A 15,743-nucleotide genomic window follows, 5' to 3' on the forward strand; every position below is an offset into this window, starting at 1 on the left:
GCGCCTGCGGGTTCGTCGTGGTCGTTCGCGCAGTTCCCCGCGCCCCCGAGAAAGGGTCGGGTCACCTCACTCGTTTGAGTGGTAAAGGTGGATGATCTCCCCCTTTTCGGTGTGCTGTCGACAGAATCGGACCGGCCTTCTCGGGCCGGTCCGATTCTGTGTGTCAGGGCCTATGGGGGGGCCATCGGCATGATCCACATCAGGGGTCGGGTGCGCAGCCTCGGTCTGCCCGCGGTATGGGGCGCGGCGGCTGTCACGTACAAGCTGGCCTGCCCGCTCGCCCAGGAGACCGGCCTCCAGGCCCGGATCGTCACCAGCGCGGTGTTCTTCGCGGTGGGGACCGGGCTGATTCTGCATGTGCGGCGGTCGCTGATGCGCGAACTGCGTCAGCTGCGCCGGGTCGCGGGCGCCGCGCAGAGCGCCCTGCTGCGGCCGTTGCCCGCCCGGATCGACGGGCTGGACGTGGCGGCCGCCCAGGTGGCGGCGGAGCGTGGTGCCGCGGTCGGGGGCGACCTGTACGAGGTCGTCGCCACCGAACACGGCGTACGGGCCGTGATGGGTGACGTACGCGGGCACGGGATCGGCGCGTTCGGGACCGTCGCCGCCGTGCTCGGCTGCTTCCGCGAGGCCGCGCACGACGAGCAGGACCTCGGCGGGGTGCTGCGGCGGCTGGAGCGGGCTCTGGAGCGGCATCTGCGTCAGGAGCATCCCGCGAGTGCGGCCGAGGAGTTCGTGACCCTGCTGCTCGTGGAGATCCGGCCCGACGGTGCGATGCTCGCGCTGAACTGCGGCCATCCGTGGCCGTACCGGGTGAGCGGCGTCGAGGTGGAACAGCTGGCTCCCGGCGATCCGCATCCGCCCCTGGGGCTGTTCCCCCTGCCGGCCGTTCTGCCGACCGTGGACCTGGGGTATCTCCAGGCCGACGAGGCGCTGTTCCTCTTCACGGACGGCGCCCAGGACGCGCGGGACGCCCGTGGCCGGTTCTTCCCGCTGGCCACCGCGTTGACGAGCGTCGCGCGGGACGGTCCGCTCTCCTCGCGGGGTGTCGTCGCAAGGATCTCCACGGCCCTCCTCCACCACACCCGGGGCACTCCTCCGGACGACATCGCCCTGCTGGTGCTCACCAACAGCCGGAGGACGCCGTCGGGGGCGCGAACATCCACGACGCACCCGCAGCAGAGCACACACCTCTGACACCACGGCGGGAGATCGCGCCGCCGGCGATGCCGTCCGCCCCGCCACGGAGTGTCGGGCAGGCGGCCGGGCGGACGGCGGTAGCGGGCCGCCGCGTGTACGAGGGGGAGCCGGCGGCCCGGCCGGCCTCTTTCGAGGCAGTTCAGTCAACCGGTCGGCGACTCTGAGCGACAGTGCGCACACCGTGCGGATTCGAGCACTCCGTTCACACCCCGTGTGAAGGCGTAACCACTAATCTGGCCGCACCGAGCCATCCGGGGGGCCCACATGCAGCCCAACACTCTGCTCGACGCGATCCTGGACGAGGCGGGGATCTCGCACGCGGGGCTGGCCGCACACGTCAATCAGGCGGGACGAGCCCGTGGCCTGTCCCTGAGGTACGAACACACCGCCGTCGCCCGGTGGCTGAAGGGGCAGCGGCCCCGGGGTCAGGTGCCCGACCTGATCTGCGAGGTGCTCGCGGGCCGGCTGCAACGGCAGGTCACCCTCGACGACATCGGCCTCGGCGTGCCCGGCGAGCCCTCCGCCCCGCACACCGGCTCCCTGTCCGGGTTCGTCGAACGGGCCACCGCCCTGTGGCGATCCGACCAGCAGCAGCGTCCGCACATCCTCGGCGCGCCCGCCCTCACCGGCACGCCCGCCGTGATGCCGGTGTGGGAGTGGGAGAACCCCCCCGAGGACGTCGACGTCTCCCGCGGTGGCCGGCACCGGGTCACCTCGGGCGACCTGGAGATGCTGCGGGCCGCCCGCACGCACTACGAGCAGATGTACCGCAAGGCCGGGGGCATCGCGACACGGGCCCGTATCGTCGGCTTCCTGAACGCCGAGGCCGCCCCGCTGCTGCGCGGCGGTTACACCGACCAGACCGGCCGGCAACTGCACCGCGCCACCGGCGGGTTGGTGGCCGTCGCCGGCATCTGCGCCTATGACTCCGACGCGCACGGACTCGCCCAGCGCTACTTCCACCAGGCGCTGCGGCTCGCGAAGGCCAGCGGGGACCGGGGACTCGGTGCGTATGTGATCGCCCTGCTGGTCAACCAGTCGCTGTTCATGCGGGAGTACCGGCAGTCCGTCGCCTTCGCGGAGGCCGCGCTGCGGGCCGCCGGCAAGCACATCACCCCGGCGCTCGCCTCCGACCTGTACGCCATGCAGGCCAAGGCCTACGCGCATCTCGGCGACGGCGGCAGCGCCCTGTCCTGCATCCGGCGGGCCGAGCAGTCGGCCGAGCGGATCCGGCGCGGTTACGAGCCCGACGAGACCGGCTATGTCCAGCCGGGGCTGGTCAATGTGCAGGTGGCGGAGGCGCTGCTCAGCCTCGGGGAGATCGCGGCCGCCGGGGAGCATGCCGCGGCCGCCGTGGACAACCCGGCGCACGATCGCGGCCGGGTGCATCGGCTGGCCATGCTCAGCACCATCGAACTGCGGCAGGGCAACGCCGACAAGGCGGTGGCCATCGCCGTGCAGATGGCCGAGCAGGCCCGGGGCATGGAGTCCCAGCGGCTGCGCGACCGGCTGCGCGCGGTGCGGGAGCACCTGGTGCGCAGTGGTTGCGCCGGCACGGCCGAGGCCGCCGAGCTCATCGACGGAGCCCTGCGCGTACCGTTGTAGATCGGGCGTGGTGCCCGTGTCGCCCCCAGGCGCTTCCCGCGCGCCTGCTGTCCGTGCGTCCCTGCTGCGATATTGCCACTTACTCGACGGAAGGTGGCAGAACCGTGCAGTGGACGAAACACAACGAGCAAACTGTGTACTCAAACCGCTGGTTCAGCGTCAATCTCGCGGATGTCGAACTGCCGGACGGCCGGCATCTGGACCACTTCCTCATACGGCTGAGGCCCGTCGCGGTGGCCACGGTCGTGAACGAGGCCAACGAGGTGCTCCTGCTCTGGCGGCACCGTTTCATCACCGACAGCTGGGGGTGGGAACTCGCGGCCGGGGTGGTCGAGGACGGCGAGGACATCGCCCGCGCGGCCGCCAGGGAACTGGAGGAGGAGACCGGCTGGCGGCCGGGGCCCCTGCACCACCTCATGAGCGTGGAGCCGTCCAACGGGCTCACCGACGCCCGGCACCACGTGTACTGGGCCGCCGACGGCGAGTACGTCGGGCACCCCGTGGACGACTTCGAGTCGGACCGCCGGGAATGGGTGCCTCTCAAACTCGTCCCGGACATGGTCGCCCGCGGTGAGGTCCCGGCCGCCAACATGGCGGCCGCGTTACTTCTGCTGCACCATCTGAGGCTGGGTCAGGACCCGTTGCCCTGAGCTAATGCCCCAGCGCCTGCCAGATCGCCACGACGAGGGCACCCACGGCGGTGAGGGCGGCGACCGCGGGCAGCGGCCAGCGCGCGTGTTCGAGTGTGTGGATCCGGGTGTTGAGCTCGTCGAGTTCCTTGGCGGTTTCCTCGGTGCGGTGACTGAGCAGCGCCAGCCCGCCCTCCACGCGGGCGTAGGCCACATCGAGGCGGCGTCGTAACTCTGCGAGTTCTCCATGGACGACGGGATGCTCGGGATCGATGGTCACGAGTCCGCTCCTTTCCGTAGTCGTTTCACATCCCTTGCATGCTCATGGGGAGTCAACTCGCCTGGTGGGCGCCTGGGGAGAGTGTGCGAGGGGCATATGCGAGCCCGGCGCGCACACGGTGTGTGAATGCCGCGGGCCCGGCGCCAACTCAGGTGCCGGGCCCGCCGACTGGCCGAAATCTGACCGTCCGTAATCGGTCTCGGCGGGTACCCGGGACCGCATGAGGAAGTGGCGGAAGTACGCGGTGTACGCGCTGGCGCTCTACGCGCTGTCGGTCCTGGTGTTCCGGTACTCCTCCGGCGGAACGGGATGGGGCACGGCGCTGCTGCTCGCCCTGGTGGCCACTCCGCTCGCCCTCTGGATGGGCTGGCTGCGCAGCCGCCTCAACGAGCGGGCGGCGGAATGGGGACGCCGCCGGTTCCGGCCGTGGCCGGAGGAACGGCGGCGTTGAGGTGGCTGCGGCAGCCGGACGGTCAGGCGTAGGTGTAGAAGCCCGAGCCCGTCTTGCGGCCCAGCCGGCCCGCGTCGACCATGCGCTGCAGGAGCGGGGGAGCGGCGTACAGGGGCTCCTTGTACTCCTCGTACATCGACTGCGCGACCGAGGCGACCGTGTCCAGGCCGATCAGGTCGGACAGCTTCAGGGGGCCCATCGGGTGGGCGCAGCCCATCTCCATGCCGTTGTCGATGTCCTCGCGGCTGGCGATGCCCGTCTCGAACATCCGGATCGCGGAGAGCAGGTACGGGATCAGCAGTGCGTTCACCACGAAGCCGGAGCGGTCCTGGGCACGGATCGCGTGCTTGCCGAGCAGCTTCTCGGTGAAGAGCTGGGCGCGGCTGATCGTGCCTTCGGACGTGGTGAGCGCCGGGATCAGCTCGACGAGCTTCTGCACCGGGGCCGGGTTGAAGAAGTGGATGCCGATGACCTGGTCGGGCCGCGAGGTCGCCACGGCCAGCTTCACCAGGGGGATGGAGGAGGTGTTGGAGGCCAGGATGGCGTCGGGCCGGGTCACGACCTGGTCGAGCACCTGGAAGATCTCCGTTTTGACCTGCTCGTTCTCCACGACGGCCTCGATCACGAGGTCGCGGTCGGCGAACTCGCCGAGGTCCGTGGTGAAGCTCAGGCGGGCCAGCGTGGCCTCCTGCTCCTCCTCGGTGATCTTGCCGCGTTCGGCGGCCTTGGCCAGGGAGGTGAACAGCCGGGTGCGGCCGATCTCCAGGGCTTCGCCGGTGGTCTCGGCGACCATGACGTCCAGGCCGGCCCGGGCGCACACCTCGGCGATCCCCGCGCCCATCTGACCGCAGCCCACGACTCCGACGCGTGCAATGTCTCCCGCTGGGGTGTCCGTCACATCGACCCTTTCGCTGCTGATCCACGACCGGGCAGGCGGGCCGGGTCCCGGCGCCTGCTCCGTTCGTGCACGTTACCGCCAAGTATCGATGATCGATCGCGGGGGGCGGGTGCGATTCGGGCATGCTGGCCCCGGAGCGATCCGCGACCGGGCGGATCCGCGGCTTTTGGGGCATGCGGATGGGACGAGTGTCACGCAGGGCGTTCGCGGTGGCGGCGCTGTCGGCTTTCACGATGATGCCTTCGGCGTCGGCCGCGACCGGACGCCGGGGCGGAGCGCCGGACTCCGAGATGCGGGGCGTCTGGCTCGCGTCCGTGGCCAACCGCGACTGGCCGTCGAAGCCCGGGCTGACCGCGTCGCAGCAGCGCGCCGAGCTGCTCACCCACCTCGACACCGCGGTCCGCAACCGGCTCAACACCGTGTTCTTCCAGGTCCGGCCCACGGCGGACGCGATGTGGCCCTCACCGTACGAGCCATGGTCGCAGTACCTCACCGGCACCCAGGGCGAGGACCCCGGCTGGGACCCGCTGGGCACGGCCGTGGAGGAGGCCCACGCCCGGGGCCTGCACCTGCACGCCTGGTTCAACCCGTACCGGATCGCCGCCCACGCCGACCCGGCCCGGCTCGCCGCCTCCCACCCCGCCCGGCGGAACCCGGACTGGGTGGTGACGTACGGCGGGAAGCTCTTCTACAACCCGGGGCTGCCCGAGGTCCGTGCCTTCGTCGAGGACGCGATGCTCGACGCGGTGGCGAGGTATCCCGTGGACGGCGTCCACTTCGACGACTACTTCTACCCGTACCCCGTGGCGGGGCAGAGCTTCGACGACGACGACGCCTACGACGAGCACGGCGGCGACTTCCCCGACCGGGCCGCCTGGCGGCGGGACAACATCGACCGGCTGGTGCGGGAGACGGCGGACCGCGTCAGGGAGATCCGGCCGGGCGCCCGTTTCGGCATCAGCCCCTTCGGCGTGTGGCGCAACGCCGCGACCGATCCGCTCGGCTCGGACACGCGGGCGGGCGTGGAGACCTACGACGACCTGCACGCGGACACGCGGACGTGGGTGCGCGAAGGCTGGATCGACTACATCGTCCCGCAGCTGTACTGGAACATCGGCTTCACCGCCGCCGACTACGCGAAGCTGGTGCCCTGGTGGGCGGAGGTCGCGCGGGGCAGCGCGACGCAGCTCTACGTGGGGGAGGCGCTGTACAAGGCCGGTGACCCGGCGCAGCCCGCCGCGTGGCAGCGGACGGACGAGCTGTCCCGGCACCTGACGCTGGCCGGGCAGCATCCGGAGGTGCGCGGACACGTCTACTTCGCCGCCAGGGACGTGGCGGCCGACCGGATCGGGGCGATGGCGCGGGTGGTCGCCGACCACTACCCGGAGCCGGCGACACCCCCACGCTGACTCACGGCCCGGTGGTGGTCTCCCGGTGCCGGATCTCCGTGTCGGGTCCCGGGGAGCACACGCCCTCGTGCCCGTCCTCGAACCGGACCCGGTACGGCGGGTTGCCCTCCTGGCCGAGCACTTCGACGATCTCGCCGACCTTGTCGTGCTGACCGACCACCCTGCCGTGCTGGACAAGCTGGTCACCCACGGTTGCGCGCATCTGGGTCCTCCTCACGAGGTGCGGAGCAGCGGCCGTGGCCTGAGGCCCAGGCCGAAAGGCGCCTGCCGGCGAGGGCCGTGCGCCGTGCCGCTCAGCCGCGTGATCGCTGTGTGACGGCGATGCAGACCAGCACCGCCGCGGCCGTCAACGGGGCGGCGACCGTGAGGTGCTCGCCCAGCAGCAGCACCGACCACACCAGTGTGAGCAGCGGCTGGGCGAGCTGCAACTGGCTGGCCTTGGGGATGCCGATGGCCGCCATGCCGCGGTACCAGACGACCAGCCCGGCGAACTGTGAGCCCGCCGCGACCCACAGCAGTCCGGTGACGCTGTGCGCGGTGAGCCGCACGGGTTCGTGCGCCAGGGCGAGCGCGGCGACGGGCACGGTCAGTGGCAGGCACAGCACCAGCGCCCAGCCGATCACCTGCCAGCCCGGCATGACCCGGGCCAGCCTGCCGCCCTCGGTGTAGCCGGCCGCGCAGACCAGCAGCGCGGCGAAGAGGTACAGGTCGGCGGTGGTCAGGGCGCCGCCGCTCTGCTGCGCCGTGAAGGCCAGCACCGCCGCCGCTCCCGCGAGGGCGGCGACCCAGAACGTGCGCGAGGGGCGGGTGCCGACGCGCAGCGCGGAGAAGAGCGCCGTCGTCAGCGGGAGCAGGCCGACCACGACGGCGGCGTGCGCGGTGGTGGACGTCCGCAGCGCCAGCGTGGTCAGCAGCGGGAAGCCGAGGACGACACCGGCCCCGACGATCGCGAGTCCCGGCCGGTGCCGCCGGGCGGGCGGCGGTACGCGCAGGGCCAGCAGACAGCCGCCCGCGATGAGTGCGGCCAGGACGCTCCGGACGGCGACCAGCGACCAGGGCCCGAAACCCTCCAGTCCCCACGCGGTGGCCGGGAAGGTGAGGGAGAAGGCCACGACGCCGAGCGCGGCCTGGAGGGTGCCGAAGCCGGGGCGCTTCGGTGCCGAGGCGACGACTGTTATCGAAGGTGCGGCAGTAGCGCTACTCTCTGCTCTCATGCAAGAGCGTAGCAGCGTAGGGGAACTCGCGGAACAGCTGAGGCGGGAGCTCGACCGCTATCCACCGGGTGGAAAACTGCCGTCGAGTCGGTCGCTCGTGGAACGGTTCCGGGTGAGTCCCGTGACGGTGTCGCGGGCGCTGGCGCAGCTCGCCGCCGAGGGTCTGGTGGTCACCCGGCCCGGCGCCGGCGCGTTCCGCGCACAGCCCCGGACGGCACCGGCCCCCGCGGGGGACACCTCCTGGCAGGAGGTCGCCCTCAGCGCCGACGGTACCGCCGACCTCGTGCCGCGCTCGGTGGACGCCTCCGGGGTGCTGGTGTCGCTGGCCGCGCCGCCGCCCGGCGTGATCGAGTTCAACGGCGGCTATCTGCACCCGTCGTTGCAGCCCGAGCGGGCCATGGCCGCCGCCCTCTCGCGGGCCGGGCGCCGTCCCGGGGCCTGGGGACGACCTCCCATGGAGGGGCTGCCCGAGCTGCGCGAATGGTTCGCGCGGAGCATCGGAGGTTCGGTCACGGCCGCCGGAGTGCTGATCACCGCGGGCGGCCAGTCCGCGCTCACCACCGCCCTGCGCGCCCTCGCCCCGCCCGGCGCCCCCGTCCTGGTCGAGTCACCGACGTACCCCGGCATGCTCGCCATCGCCCGGGCGGCCGGCCTGCGTCCGGTGCCCGTCCCGGTGGACGCCGACGGTGTGCGGCCGGAGCTGCTCGCGGACGCGTTCCGCGCCACCGGCGCCCCGGCCTTCGTCTGCCAGCCGCTCTTCCAGAACCCGACCGGTGCCGTGCTCGCGCCCGGACGGCGCGCCGAGGTGCTGCGCATCGCCCGGGAGGCGGGCGCCTTCGTGGTCGAGGACGACTTCGTGCGGCGGCTCGTGCACGAGGACGCGGGGCCGCTGCCGCGCCCGCTGGCCGCCGACGATCCCGACGGCGTCGTCGTCCACGTCTCCTCCCTGACCAAGGCGACCTCGCCCAGTTTCCGGGTGAGCGCCCTGGCCGCCCGCGGGCCGGTCCTGGAACGGCTGCGCGCCATCCAGGTCGTCGACACGTTCTTCGTGCCGCGCCCCCTCCAGGAGGCCGCGCTCGAACTCGTCGGCTCGCCCGCCTGGCCGCGCCACCTGAGGGCCCTCTCCACCCAGCTGAAGGCCCGCCGGGACGCGATGACCGGCGCACTCGCCCTGCACCTGCCGGAGTTCTCCCTGCCCCACGTCCCGTCCGGCGGCTACCACCTGTGGCCCCGCCTGCCCGACGGCACGGACGAGTCGGCCCTGACCTCCGCGGCCCTGCGCGCCGGAGTCGCCCTCACGCCCGGCCGCCCGTACTTCAGCGCCGAACCACCGGCCGCCCACATCCGCCTGAGTTTCGCCGCGGTCGCCGGAACCGGGGAGATCGCCGAGGGTGTACGGCGGTTGCGCACCGCCTGCGACGCGGTGCCGGCATAACCACTCGACGCACGTCCGGGCGGCCTGCCAGCATCGCGGACATGACCGACACGCCGAGCCTGCCCGAGGGCTACGAGATCTCCACCGACCCGGCCCGTATCGACGCCGGACGGGTGCACCACTGGCTGTCCACCGACGCCTACTGGGCGCTGGGCCGGTCCAGGGAGAAGCAGGACCGGGCGATCGAGGGGTCGCTCAACTTCGGCGTGTACGACGGGGTGTCGGGGGAGCAGGTCGCCTACGCCCGGGTGATCACCGACCGGGCGACCTTCGCGTGGCTGTGTGACGTCTACGTCGATCCGTCGGTGCGCGGCAAGGGGGTCGGCAGCGCGCTCGTGGGCGCCGTACGGGACGAGACGCGGTCGTACGGGGTGCGGCGGGTGCTGCTCGCCACGCACGACGCGCACGGGGTGTACGAGAAGCACGGGTTCGCGGCGCTGGAGCGCCCCGAGCACTGGATGGCGCTCGTCTTCGGCCGGTGAAGGTCGGCACACCCTGGGTAACTCGTAGGCAACACCCCTTGACCTGCGCACTTGGGGACCTCACGATCGCCGCATGCCACTGAGGGTCACGTTCGTCGCCGCCGCGCGCAGCTCCGCTCTGCTCGCCGAGCGTTTCGAGGACGACCGGCCGCTGGACCAGGCCGGCTGGGGTGAGGTGGAGCGCGTCGCCCAGGAGCTGCTGCCGCTCGCAGCGGCGGAGCTGCGCTGCTGTTCACCGGCCCCCCGCAGCCGGTCGACGGGGGAGGGGCTGGGGTACGCGCCGCTGGTGCAGCTCGGCCTGCGCGACTGCGACATGGGCCGGTGGCGCGGGCTGACGCTCGGCGAGGCCATGGCCCGGGAGCCGGAGGCGGTGGACGCCTGGCTCGCCGACCCGTGCGCCACCCCGCACGGCGGCGAGTCCCTGGTCGACTTCATCACCCGTGTCGGCGGCTGGCTCGACACCCGGCCCGTCGAGGACGGCTGCCGGGTCGTGGCGGTGGCCGAACCGTCCGTGATCCGGGCCGCCCTGGTCTATGTGCTGAAGGCGCCGCCCTCGACCTACTGGAACCTCGACGTCCGCCCGCTGTCGACGACCTGCGTGACGGGCCGGGCGGGCCGCTGGAACCTGCGTTTCGACAAGGCGTCGGCTCAGCCCTCACGCGCGTAACGGGTCGTCAGCACCAGGTCCTTGGCGGGACCGCGGACCCGCCACACCGTCCGCCAGTGGTCCGCGTCGCGGACCGTGAACTCGCCGCGGTAGAGGTCGGCCGCACAGGGATGGCCGGTGACATGCCGGCCGGACGTCAGGTCCAGGTCGTGGAACGGCCGCCCGTCGGCGAACCGCACGTCCGCCGCGCCGCCCGGACCCGGCAGGAAGCGCAGCGTCCGCTCGGCGGGCCGGGCGACGCCCTGCCAGACGAAGGTGCCGGACTCGTGGTGCAGCAGCCCGCCGGTCACCGGTGCGGCGCGCCCGTCGCCTTCGTCCGGCAGCGGGCCGAACTCCGTGACACCGGTGAACTCACCCTCCGCGCCGCTCGCGAGATCCCGCACCGACCGTGACACCCGCCAGCGCCCGGCCAGATACGCCAGTGCGTCCGGCACCGGCCGGAACTCGCCCATCCTGCCCCGCTCTCCGTCCCAGTCGTTGTCGCGCGACCCATTGACGCGCCTTCTCCCCCTCCCTATCTTGCCGTTCGAAGTGCTGATCAATGTCTGATATTTCGAACACTCCTCTACCAGAGAGCCGCGGAGTATCCATGCCAAGCACCGCCGCCCGCACCCGATGGAGAGTCGGTCTCACGACCACCGCCCTCCTGACGGCAGCAGCCCTCGTACCGGCCCCCGCGCACGCCGAGGACGTCACCGACTACGCGATCACCGTCCACCCGTCCGCTCAGGGCGCGAAGATCGACGACACGATGTACGGCGTCTTCTTCGAGGACATCAACCGGGCCGCCGACGGCGGTCTGTACGCCGAACTCGTGCAGAACCGCTCCTTCGAGTACTCCACCGCCGACAACGGCTCCTACACGCCCCTGACCTCCTGGACGGCCGGTGGCACGGCCCAGGTCGTGAACGACGCGGGCCGGCTCAACGCCCGCAACCGCAACTACCTCTCCCTGGGCGCCGGTTCATCCGTCACGAACGCCGGCTACAACACCGGCGTCAGGGTCGAGCAGGGCAAGAGGTACGACTTCTCGGTGTGGGCCCGCGCCGAGAGCGGCACCACGCTCACCGTCTCGCTGAAGGACGCCGCCGGCGGCCTGGCCACCGCCCGCCAGGTGGCCGTGAAGGGCGGCTGGACCAAGTACAAGGCCACCTTCACCGCCACCCGCACCAGTAACCGGGGCCGGCTCGCCGTCGCCTCGGCGAACGCCGCCGCGCTCGACGAGATATCGCTCTTTCCGCGCGACACCTACAAGAAACAGCCGAACGGCCTGCGCAAGGACCTCGCCGAGAAGATCGCCGCCCTGAAGCCCGGCTTCGTGCGCTTCCCCGGCGGCTGTCTGGTCAACACCGGCTCCATGGAGGACTACAGCGAGGCCTCGAACTGGCAGCGCAAGCGCAGCTACCAGTGGAAGGACACCATCGGCCCGGTCGAGGAGCGTGCCACCAACGCCAACTTCTGGGGCTACAACCAGAGCTACGGCCTCGGCTACTACGAGTACTTCCGCTTCTCCGAGGACATCGGCGCCATGCCGCTGCCCGTCGTCCCCGCCCTGGTGACCGGCTGCGGCCAGAACAAGGCCACCGACGACGACGCCCTGCTCAAGCGGCACATCCAGGACGCCCTCGACCTCATCGAGTTCGCGAACGGCTCGGCGACCTCGAAGTGGGGCAAGGTCCGCGCGCGGATGGGCCACCCCAAGCCCTTCCACCTGACCCACATAGGAGTCGGCAACGAGGAGAACCTCCCCGAGGAGTTCTTCGCCCGCTTCCAGCAGTTCCGGGCCGCGATCAAGGCGAAGCACCCGGACATCACCGTCATCTCCAACTCGGGCCCGGACGACGCCGGCGCGACCTTCGACACCGCCTGGCAGCTCAACCGCGAGGGCAAGGTCGACATGGTCGACGAGCACTACTACAACAGCCCGAACTGGTTCCTCCAGAACAACGACCGCTACGACTCCTACGACAGGAACGGCCCCAAGGTCTTCCTCGGCGAGTACGCCTCCCAGGGCAACGCCTGGAAGAACGGCCTCTCCGAAGCCGCCTACATGACAGGCCTGGAGCGCAACGCGGACATCGTCAAGCTCGCCTCCTACGCCCCGCTGCTCGCCAACGAGGACTACGTGCAGTGGCGGCCCGACATGATCTGGTTCAACAACCGTGCCTCCTGGAACTCGGCCAACTACGAGGTCCAGAAGCTGTTCATGAACAACGTCGGTGACCGCGTGGTCCCCTCCGAGGCCACCACGACCCCGGACGTCAGCGGCCCCATCACCGGTGCCGTCGGCCTGTCGACGTGGGCGACCAGCGCCGCGTACGACGACGTGAAGGTCACCTCGGCGGACGGATCGACCCTGCTGAGCGACGACTTCTCCGGTGACGCCTCGCGGTGGAGGCACTCCGGCGCGGGCAGTTGGAGCATCCAGGACGGGGCGTACGTCCAGACCGACACCGCCGCCGAGAACACCATGGTCACGGCGGGCGACCCGGCGTGGAAGGACTACGACCTGCATGTGAAGGCCACCAAGAAGTCCGGCAAGGAGGGCTTCCTCGTCGCCTTCGGCGTCAAGGACACCGGCAACTACTACTGGTGGAACCTCGGCGGCTGGAACAACACCCAGTCCGCGATCGAGCAGGCCGTGGACGGCGGCAAGGGCACCCTGATGACGAAGGCCGGATCGATCGAGACCGGCCGTGCCTACGACATCGACATCAAGGTCCGCGGCCGCCAGGTCACCCTGTTCCTGGACGGTGAGGAGTGGGGCAGCTTCAAGGACGACAAGCCTGCCGAGCCGTTCCGCCAGGTCGTCACCGAGGACGCCCGGACCGGTGACCTGATCGTCAAGGTCGTCAACGCCCAGCCGGCCGAGGCCCGTACGGCCGTCGACCTCGGTGGCGCCAAGGTCTCCTCCACGGCCCGGGTGACCACCCTGGCCGCCGACGAGGACGCCGTGAACACCGAGACGGACACCCCGGTGACGCCGGTGACGTCGACCTTCCGGGGTGTGGCGAAGAAGTTCACGTACACCTTCCCGGCGAACTCCGTCACGTTCCTCAGGATCAAGCAGAGGTAGGACCGCCGGTGCGGGCCGCTGCCCCCGGGGCAACGGCCCGCACCACGCGCGTCACCGCGAGCGGAGCCCGTCGCCGGTGTGCCCCACGCCGCCGTACCGTGACGCCCGCCGAGCGGGGCGGTGCGTGTTCTTCCCCGTGCGACGGGTCCGGGCGCGACGGTGGGGCGGGCTCAGCGGCGGGCCGTCCACCCCCGGGACCGTCGGCAGCGGCAGCGGCTGCTGCGCGAAGCGCCTCGCACCATTGCGCACCGGAGAGGTGCAACCGCCCTTCGGGGCCGGAACCTTTCCGGCGGATCGGGTGCCGGCTGCGGCTCACGCTCCGCGCCAGACGTCCGCGTGGCACTAGCCAGGCCACCACTCGGCCGCTGGTCGTGGGCGGGCTGGGGAACCGGCTGCTCCTCGAGGTCTGTGGCGTCAACCACGTCGAAGAAGGAGGTCTTCGCGTCCGTGTGCCTGGGGGGCGACACGATTCGCCGGACGTTCCGCAGATGTCACCCCTACCACCGCCGCGACAGAAAGGACCCGTCGGACGTCGGCACTTGCCATCGTGAAACCGATCGGTTTACAGTCGAGTGAAACCGATCGGTTTTCTGGCGGAAGGGGCAGCTCATGACCGACATCAAGGGCTCGGTGGCAGTGGTGACCGGCGGCAGCCGGGGAATAGGCAAGGCGCTGGTGCAGGCCCTCTACGAGAGGGGTGCCGCCAAGGTCTACGCGACGGCCCGCGATCCCCGCACCGTCACCCACCCGGACGCGGTTCCGCTGGCCCTCGAGATGACCGATCCGGAATCCGTCGCAGCGGCCGCGGATCAGGTCGAGGACGCCACCATCCTGATCAACAACGCCGGAGCGCTGCTCGGCGGGTCCTTCCTCGACTCCCCGGTCGACGACGTCCGCCGCGAGTTCGAGATCAACTTCTTCGGGCCCCTGCACACCACCCGTGCGTTCGTTCCGGTCCTGGAACGCAACGGGGGCGGTCACATCCTCACCGTCCACTCGGTGCTGTCCTGGGTGACGTTCCCCGGCGTGGAGGCGTACAGCGCGTCCAAGTCCGCGCTGTGGTCACAGACGAACGCGCTGCGCCTGGCGCTGCGCCCGCGTGGGATCACCGTTACGGGACTGCACGTCGGCTACGTCGACACCGACCTGGTCGCCGGCCTCGACGCGCCCAAGAACTCCCCGCACACCGTCGCGGAGCTGGCCCTCGACGGCATCCAGGCCAACGCGCCCGAGGTCCTCATCGACGACCTGACCCGCCAGGTCAAGGGCGCCCTGTCCGCTGACGTCACAGCTCTCTATCCCCAAGTAGCCGCAGGCGCCCAGGACTTGCCCGAGTGAGGCGTACCGCGGCCGCGTCGCGGACGTGCACCGGCGACGGGCCGGGTACGGCCGGAGCCATCACATCCCAGGAGATGAACATGCCAGTGACCAGCGGAACCGAATCCGCCATCAGGATCCCCGGAACCAGCACCCACTTCCTCGACCCGAACCCCACAGAGGGCCGAGGCGAGGGACGGCTGCGCTACCTCGCAGGCGGAACGGGCGCGCCGCTGGTCCTGCTGCACACCGTGCGCACCCAGGCCGAGCACTTCCGCCACCTCATCCCGCTGGTCCAGGAGCGGTACACCGTATACGCGCTCGATCTGCCCGGCATGGGCTACTCGCAGATCGTGCCCGGCGCCTCCTACGAGGAGCCCGCCATGCGTACCGCGGTCAAGAGACTTCTCACCCAACTGGATCTGCGTGACGTCACGCTGCTGGGGGAGTCGATGGGCGCCGTGCTCGCCCTCACCGCGGCGGCCGATCTCCCCGAGCGGGTCCGTCGGGTCGTGGCGGTCAACCCCTACGACTACGCGGGCGGAATCGCCAGGTCAGGTCTCCTGGCACGGCTGATCGTCCCCGGCATCCTCGCGCCCGGTGTAGGACCGGCCTTCGCCAAGGTGGAGCCCCGGCCCGTCATGCGCGCGGTGCTGAGCGGCGGCCTCGTCGACAAGACCGCTCTGCGGGCCGACTACCTGGACGAACTCCTCAAGGTCGGCCGCCGCCCGGGATACCCGACCGTCGCCCGTGCCGTGTACGGGAACCTGCCCAGCCTCGCCGCGGCCCGCCCCCGCTATCCCGAGGTCACCGCACCGGTCCACCTGATCTACGGGGAGCAGGACTGGTCCCGCGCCTCGGACCGGCAGGCGAACAGACAACTGCTCCCCGAAGCCGATTTCCAGCAGGTCCGGCAGGCCGGCCACTTCATCGCCCTGGAAAGGCCCGATGTGCCGGCCGAGCTCCTGAACTCGGTCGGCTGATCACTTCCGCGGCCGCGGGACACCACCCCCGTTCGGGGGTGGTGCGTGCAAGGACACTGACGGCACCATGGCGCGCCACACGCCGGGGCCGCGAAGGAGC

General features: G+C 71.3%; 16 protein-coding genes. 11 read left to right on the forward strand and 5 right to left on the reverse strand.

Annotated features, from left to right (window positions below):
* Positions 1–189 precede the first annotated feature (189 nt).
* The 3 genes from QNO09_RS21145 to QNO09_RS21155 all read left to right on the forward strand — a co-directional run bounded on the left by QNO09_RS21145 (position 190) and on the right by QNO09_RS21155 (position 3,452).
* Positions 190–1,194, forward strand: a complete 1,005-nt coding sequence (locus QNO09_RS21145; protein ID WP_283971779.1) for a PP2C family protein-serine/threonine phosphatase — start codon at positions 190–192, stop codon at positions 1,192–1,194.
* A 267-nt stretch (positions 1,195–1,461) separates the two neighbouring features.
* Positions 1,462–2,802: an NsdA family TPR-like regulatory protein gene (locus tag QNO09_RS21150; RefSeq protein WP_283971780.1), complete on the forward strand. Its 1,341-nt coding sequence runs from the start codon at positions 1,462–1,464 to the stop codon at positions 2,800–2,802.
* Between the two features lie 104 nt (positions 2,803–2,906).
* On the forward strand, positions 2,907–3,452 hold the full coding sequence (locus QNO09_RS21155) for an NUDIX hydrolase (protein ID WP_283971781.1): 546 nt from the start codon (positions 2,907–2,909) through the stop codon (positions 3,450–3,452).
* 1 nt (position 3,453) lies between these two features.
* Here QNO09_RS21155 and QNO09_RS21160 read toward each other — a convergent pair whose 3' ends face one another.
* Positions 3,454–3,711, reverse strand: a complete 258-nt coding sequence (locus QNO09_RS21160; protein ID WP_283971782.1) for a hypothetical protein — start codon at positions 3,709–3,711, stop codon at positions 3,454–3,456.
* A gap of 220 nt (positions 3,712–3,931) precedes the next feature.
* Here QNO09_RS21160 and QNO09_RS21165 point away from each other — a divergent pair, with 220 nt between their 5' ends.
* Positions 3,932–4,162 (forward strand): hypothetical protein, encoded by a 231-nt coding sequence (locus tag QNO09_RS21165; RefSeq protein WP_283971783.1) that lies wholly within the window; start codon positions 3,932–3,934, stop codon positions 4,160–4,162.
* Positions 4,163–4,184: 22 nt separating this feature from the next.
* On the opposite strand, the gene QNO09_RS21170 is transcribed toward QNO09_RS21165, so the two are convergent.
* Complete coding sequence (locus QNO09_RS21170) at positions 4,185–5,060, reverse strand: 3-hydroxybutyryl-CoA dehydrogenase (protein ID WP_283971784.1); 876 nt, start codon at positions 5,058–5,060, stop codon at positions 4,185–4,187.
* Between the two features lie 179 nt (positions 5,061–5,239).
* Between QNO09_RS21170 and QNO09_RS21175 the strand changes: the two genes are divergently transcribed.
* Positions 5,240–6,469, forward strand: a complete 1,230-nt coding sequence (locus QNO09_RS21175; protein WP_283971785.1) for a glycoside hydrolase family 10-like protein — start codon at positions 5,240–5,242, stop codon at positions 6,467–6,469.
* Between the two features lies 1 nt (position 6,470).
* Here QNO09_RS21175 and QNO09_RS21180 read toward each other — a convergent pair whose 3' ends face one another.
* Both QNO09_RS21180 and QNO09_RS21185 read right to left on the reverse strand, forming a co-directional pair.
* Complete coding sequence (locus QNO09_RS21180) at positions 6,471–6,671, reverse strand: DUF1918 domain-containing protein (protein ID WP_010045242.1); 201 nt, start codon at positions 6,669–6,671, stop codon at positions 6,471–6,473.
* A gap of 91 nt (positions 6,672–6,762) precedes the next feature.
* On the reverse strand, positions 6,763–7,683 hold the full coding sequence (locus QNO09_RS21185) for a DMT family transporter (protein ID WP_283971786.1): 921 nt from the start codon (positions 7,681–7,683) through the stop codon (positions 6,763–6,765).
* On the opposite strand from QNO09_RS21185, the gene QNO09_RS21190 reads away from it, so the two are divergent.
* The 3 genes from QNO09_RS21190 to QNO09_RS21200 all read left to right on the forward strand — a co-directional run bounded on the left by QNO09_RS21190 (position 7,682) and on the right by QNO09_RS21200 (position 10,267).
* Positions 7,682–9,118: an aminotransferase-like domain-containing protein gene (locus QNO09_RS21190; RefSeq protein ID WP_283971787.1), complete on the forward strand. Its 1,437-nt coding sequence runs from the start codon at positions 7,682–7,684 to the stop codon at positions 9,116–9,118. The genes QNO09_RS21185 and QNO09_RS21190 overlap by 2 nt on opposite strands.
* Positions 9,119–9,159: 41 nt before the next feature.
* Positions 9,160–9,600 carry a GNAT family N-acetyltransferase gene (locus tag QNO09_RS21195; protein WP_283971788.1) on the forward strand — a complete coding sequence of 147 codons (441 nt, stop codon included), beginning with the start codon at positions 9,160–9,162 and terminating at the stop codon, positions 9,598–9,600.
* Positions 9,601–9,673: 73 nt separating this feature from the next.
* The gene (locus tag QNO09_RS21200) at positions 9,674–10,267 is read left to right on the forward strand and encodes a histidine phosphatase family protein (RefSeq protein WP_283971789.1); all 594 of its coding nucleotides are present in this window, start codon (positions 9,674–9,676) and stop codon (positions 10,265–10,267) included.
* On the opposite strand, the gene QNO09_RS21205 is transcribed toward QNO09_RS21200, so the two are convergent.
* Positions 10,249–10,719 (reverse strand): DUF6314 family protein, encoded by a 471-nt coding sequence (locus QNO09_RS21205; protein ID WP_283971790.1) that lies wholly within the window; start codon positions 10,717–10,719, stop codon positions 10,249–10,251. The genes QNO09_RS21200 and QNO09_RS21205 overlap by 19 nt on opposite strands.
* Positions 10,720–10,856: 137 nt before the next feature.
* Between QNO09_RS21205 and QNO09_RS21210 the strand changes: the two genes are divergently transcribed.
* The 3 genes from QNO09_RS21210 to QNO09_RS21220 all read left to right on the forward strand — a co-directional run bounded on the left by QNO09_RS21210 (position 10,857) and on the right by QNO09_RS21220 (position 15,643).
* Positions 10,857–13,343 (forward strand): alpha-L-arabinofuranosidase family protein, encoded by a 2,487-nt coding sequence (locus tag QNO09_RS21210; RefSeq protein WP_283971791.1) that lies wholly within the window; start codon positions 10,857–10,859, stop codon positions 13,341–13,343.
* Positions 13,344–13,952: 609 nt separating this feature from the next.
* Entirely contained in the window at positions 13,953–14,681 is a 729-nt protein-coding gene (locus tag QNO09_RS21215; RefSeq protein ID WP_283971792.1) for an SDR family oxidoreductase, read from the forward strand.
* 80 nt (positions 14,682–14,761) lie between these two features.
* Complete coding sequence (locus tag QNO09_RS21220; RefSeq protein ID WP_283971793.1) at positions 14,762–15,643, forward strand: alpha/beta fold hydrolase; 882 nt, start codon at positions 14,762–14,764, stop codon at positions 15,641–15,643.
* The last annotated feature ends 100 nt before the right edge of the window (positions 15,644–15,743 follow it).

It is taken from the genome of Streptomyces sp. 378 (assembly GCF_030124145.1).
GTDB lineage: Bacteria > Actinomycetota > Actinomycetes > Streptomycetales > Streptomycetaceae > Streptomyces.

Excerpts from the sequence above, each read along its gene's own strand:
- QNO09_RS21220 (WP_283971793.1), top strand. The coding sequence starts at position 14,762 with ATGCCAGTGACCAGCGGAACCGAATCCGCCATCAGGATCCCCGGAACC.
- QNO09_RS21195 (WP_283971788.1), top strand. The coding sequence starts at position 9,160 with ATGACCGACACGCCGAGCCTGCCCGAGGGCTACGAGATCTCCACCGAC.
- QNO09_RS21205 (WP_283971790.1), bottom strand. The coding sequence starts at position 10,719 with ATGGGCGAGTTCCGGCCGGTGCCGGACGCACTGGCGTATCTGGCCGGG.
- QNO09_RS21150 (WP_283971780.1), top strand. The coding sequence starts at position 1,462 with ATGCAGCCCAACACTCTGCTCGACGCGATCCTGGACGAGGCGGGGATC.
- QNO09_RS21190 (WP_283971787.1), top strand. The coding sequence starts at position 7,682 with ATGCAAGAGCGTAGCAGCGTAGGGGAACTCGCGGAACAGCTGAGGCGG.
- QNO09_RS21200 (WP_283971789.1), top strand. The coding sequence starts at position 9,674 with ATGCCACTGAGGGTCACGTTCGTCGCCGCCGCGCGCAGCTCCGCTCTG.
- QNO09_RS21180 (WP_010045242.1), bottom strand. The coding sequence starts at position 6,671 with ATGCGCGCAACCGTGGGTGACCAGCTTGTCCAGCACGGCAGGGTGGTC.
- QNO09_RS21175 (WP_283971785.1), top strand. The coding sequence starts at position 5,240 with ATGGGACGAGTGTCACGCAGGGCGTTCGCGGTGGCGGCGCTGTCGGCT.
- QNO09_RS21215 (WP_283971792.1), top strand. The coding sequence starts at position 13,953 with ATGACCGACATCAAGGGCTCGGTGGCAGTGGTGACCGGCGGCAGCCGG.
- QNO09_RS21210 (WP_283971791.1), top strand. The coding sequence starts at position 10,857 with ATGCCAAGCACCGCCGCCCGCACCCGATGGAGAGTCGGTCTCACGACC.
- QNO09_RS21185 (WP_283971786.1), bottom strand. The coding sequence starts at position 7,683 with ATGAGAGCAGAGAGTAGCGCTACTGCCGCACCTTCGATAACAGTCGTC.
- QNO09_RS21165 (WP_283971783.1), top strand. The coding sequence starts at position 3,932 with ATGAGGAAGTGGCGGAAGTACGCGGTGTACGCGCTGGCGCTCTACGCG.
- QNO09_RS21145 (WP_283971779.1), top strand. The coding sequence starts at position 190 with ATGATCCACATCAGGGGTCGGGTGCGCAGCCTCGGTCTGCCCGCGGTA.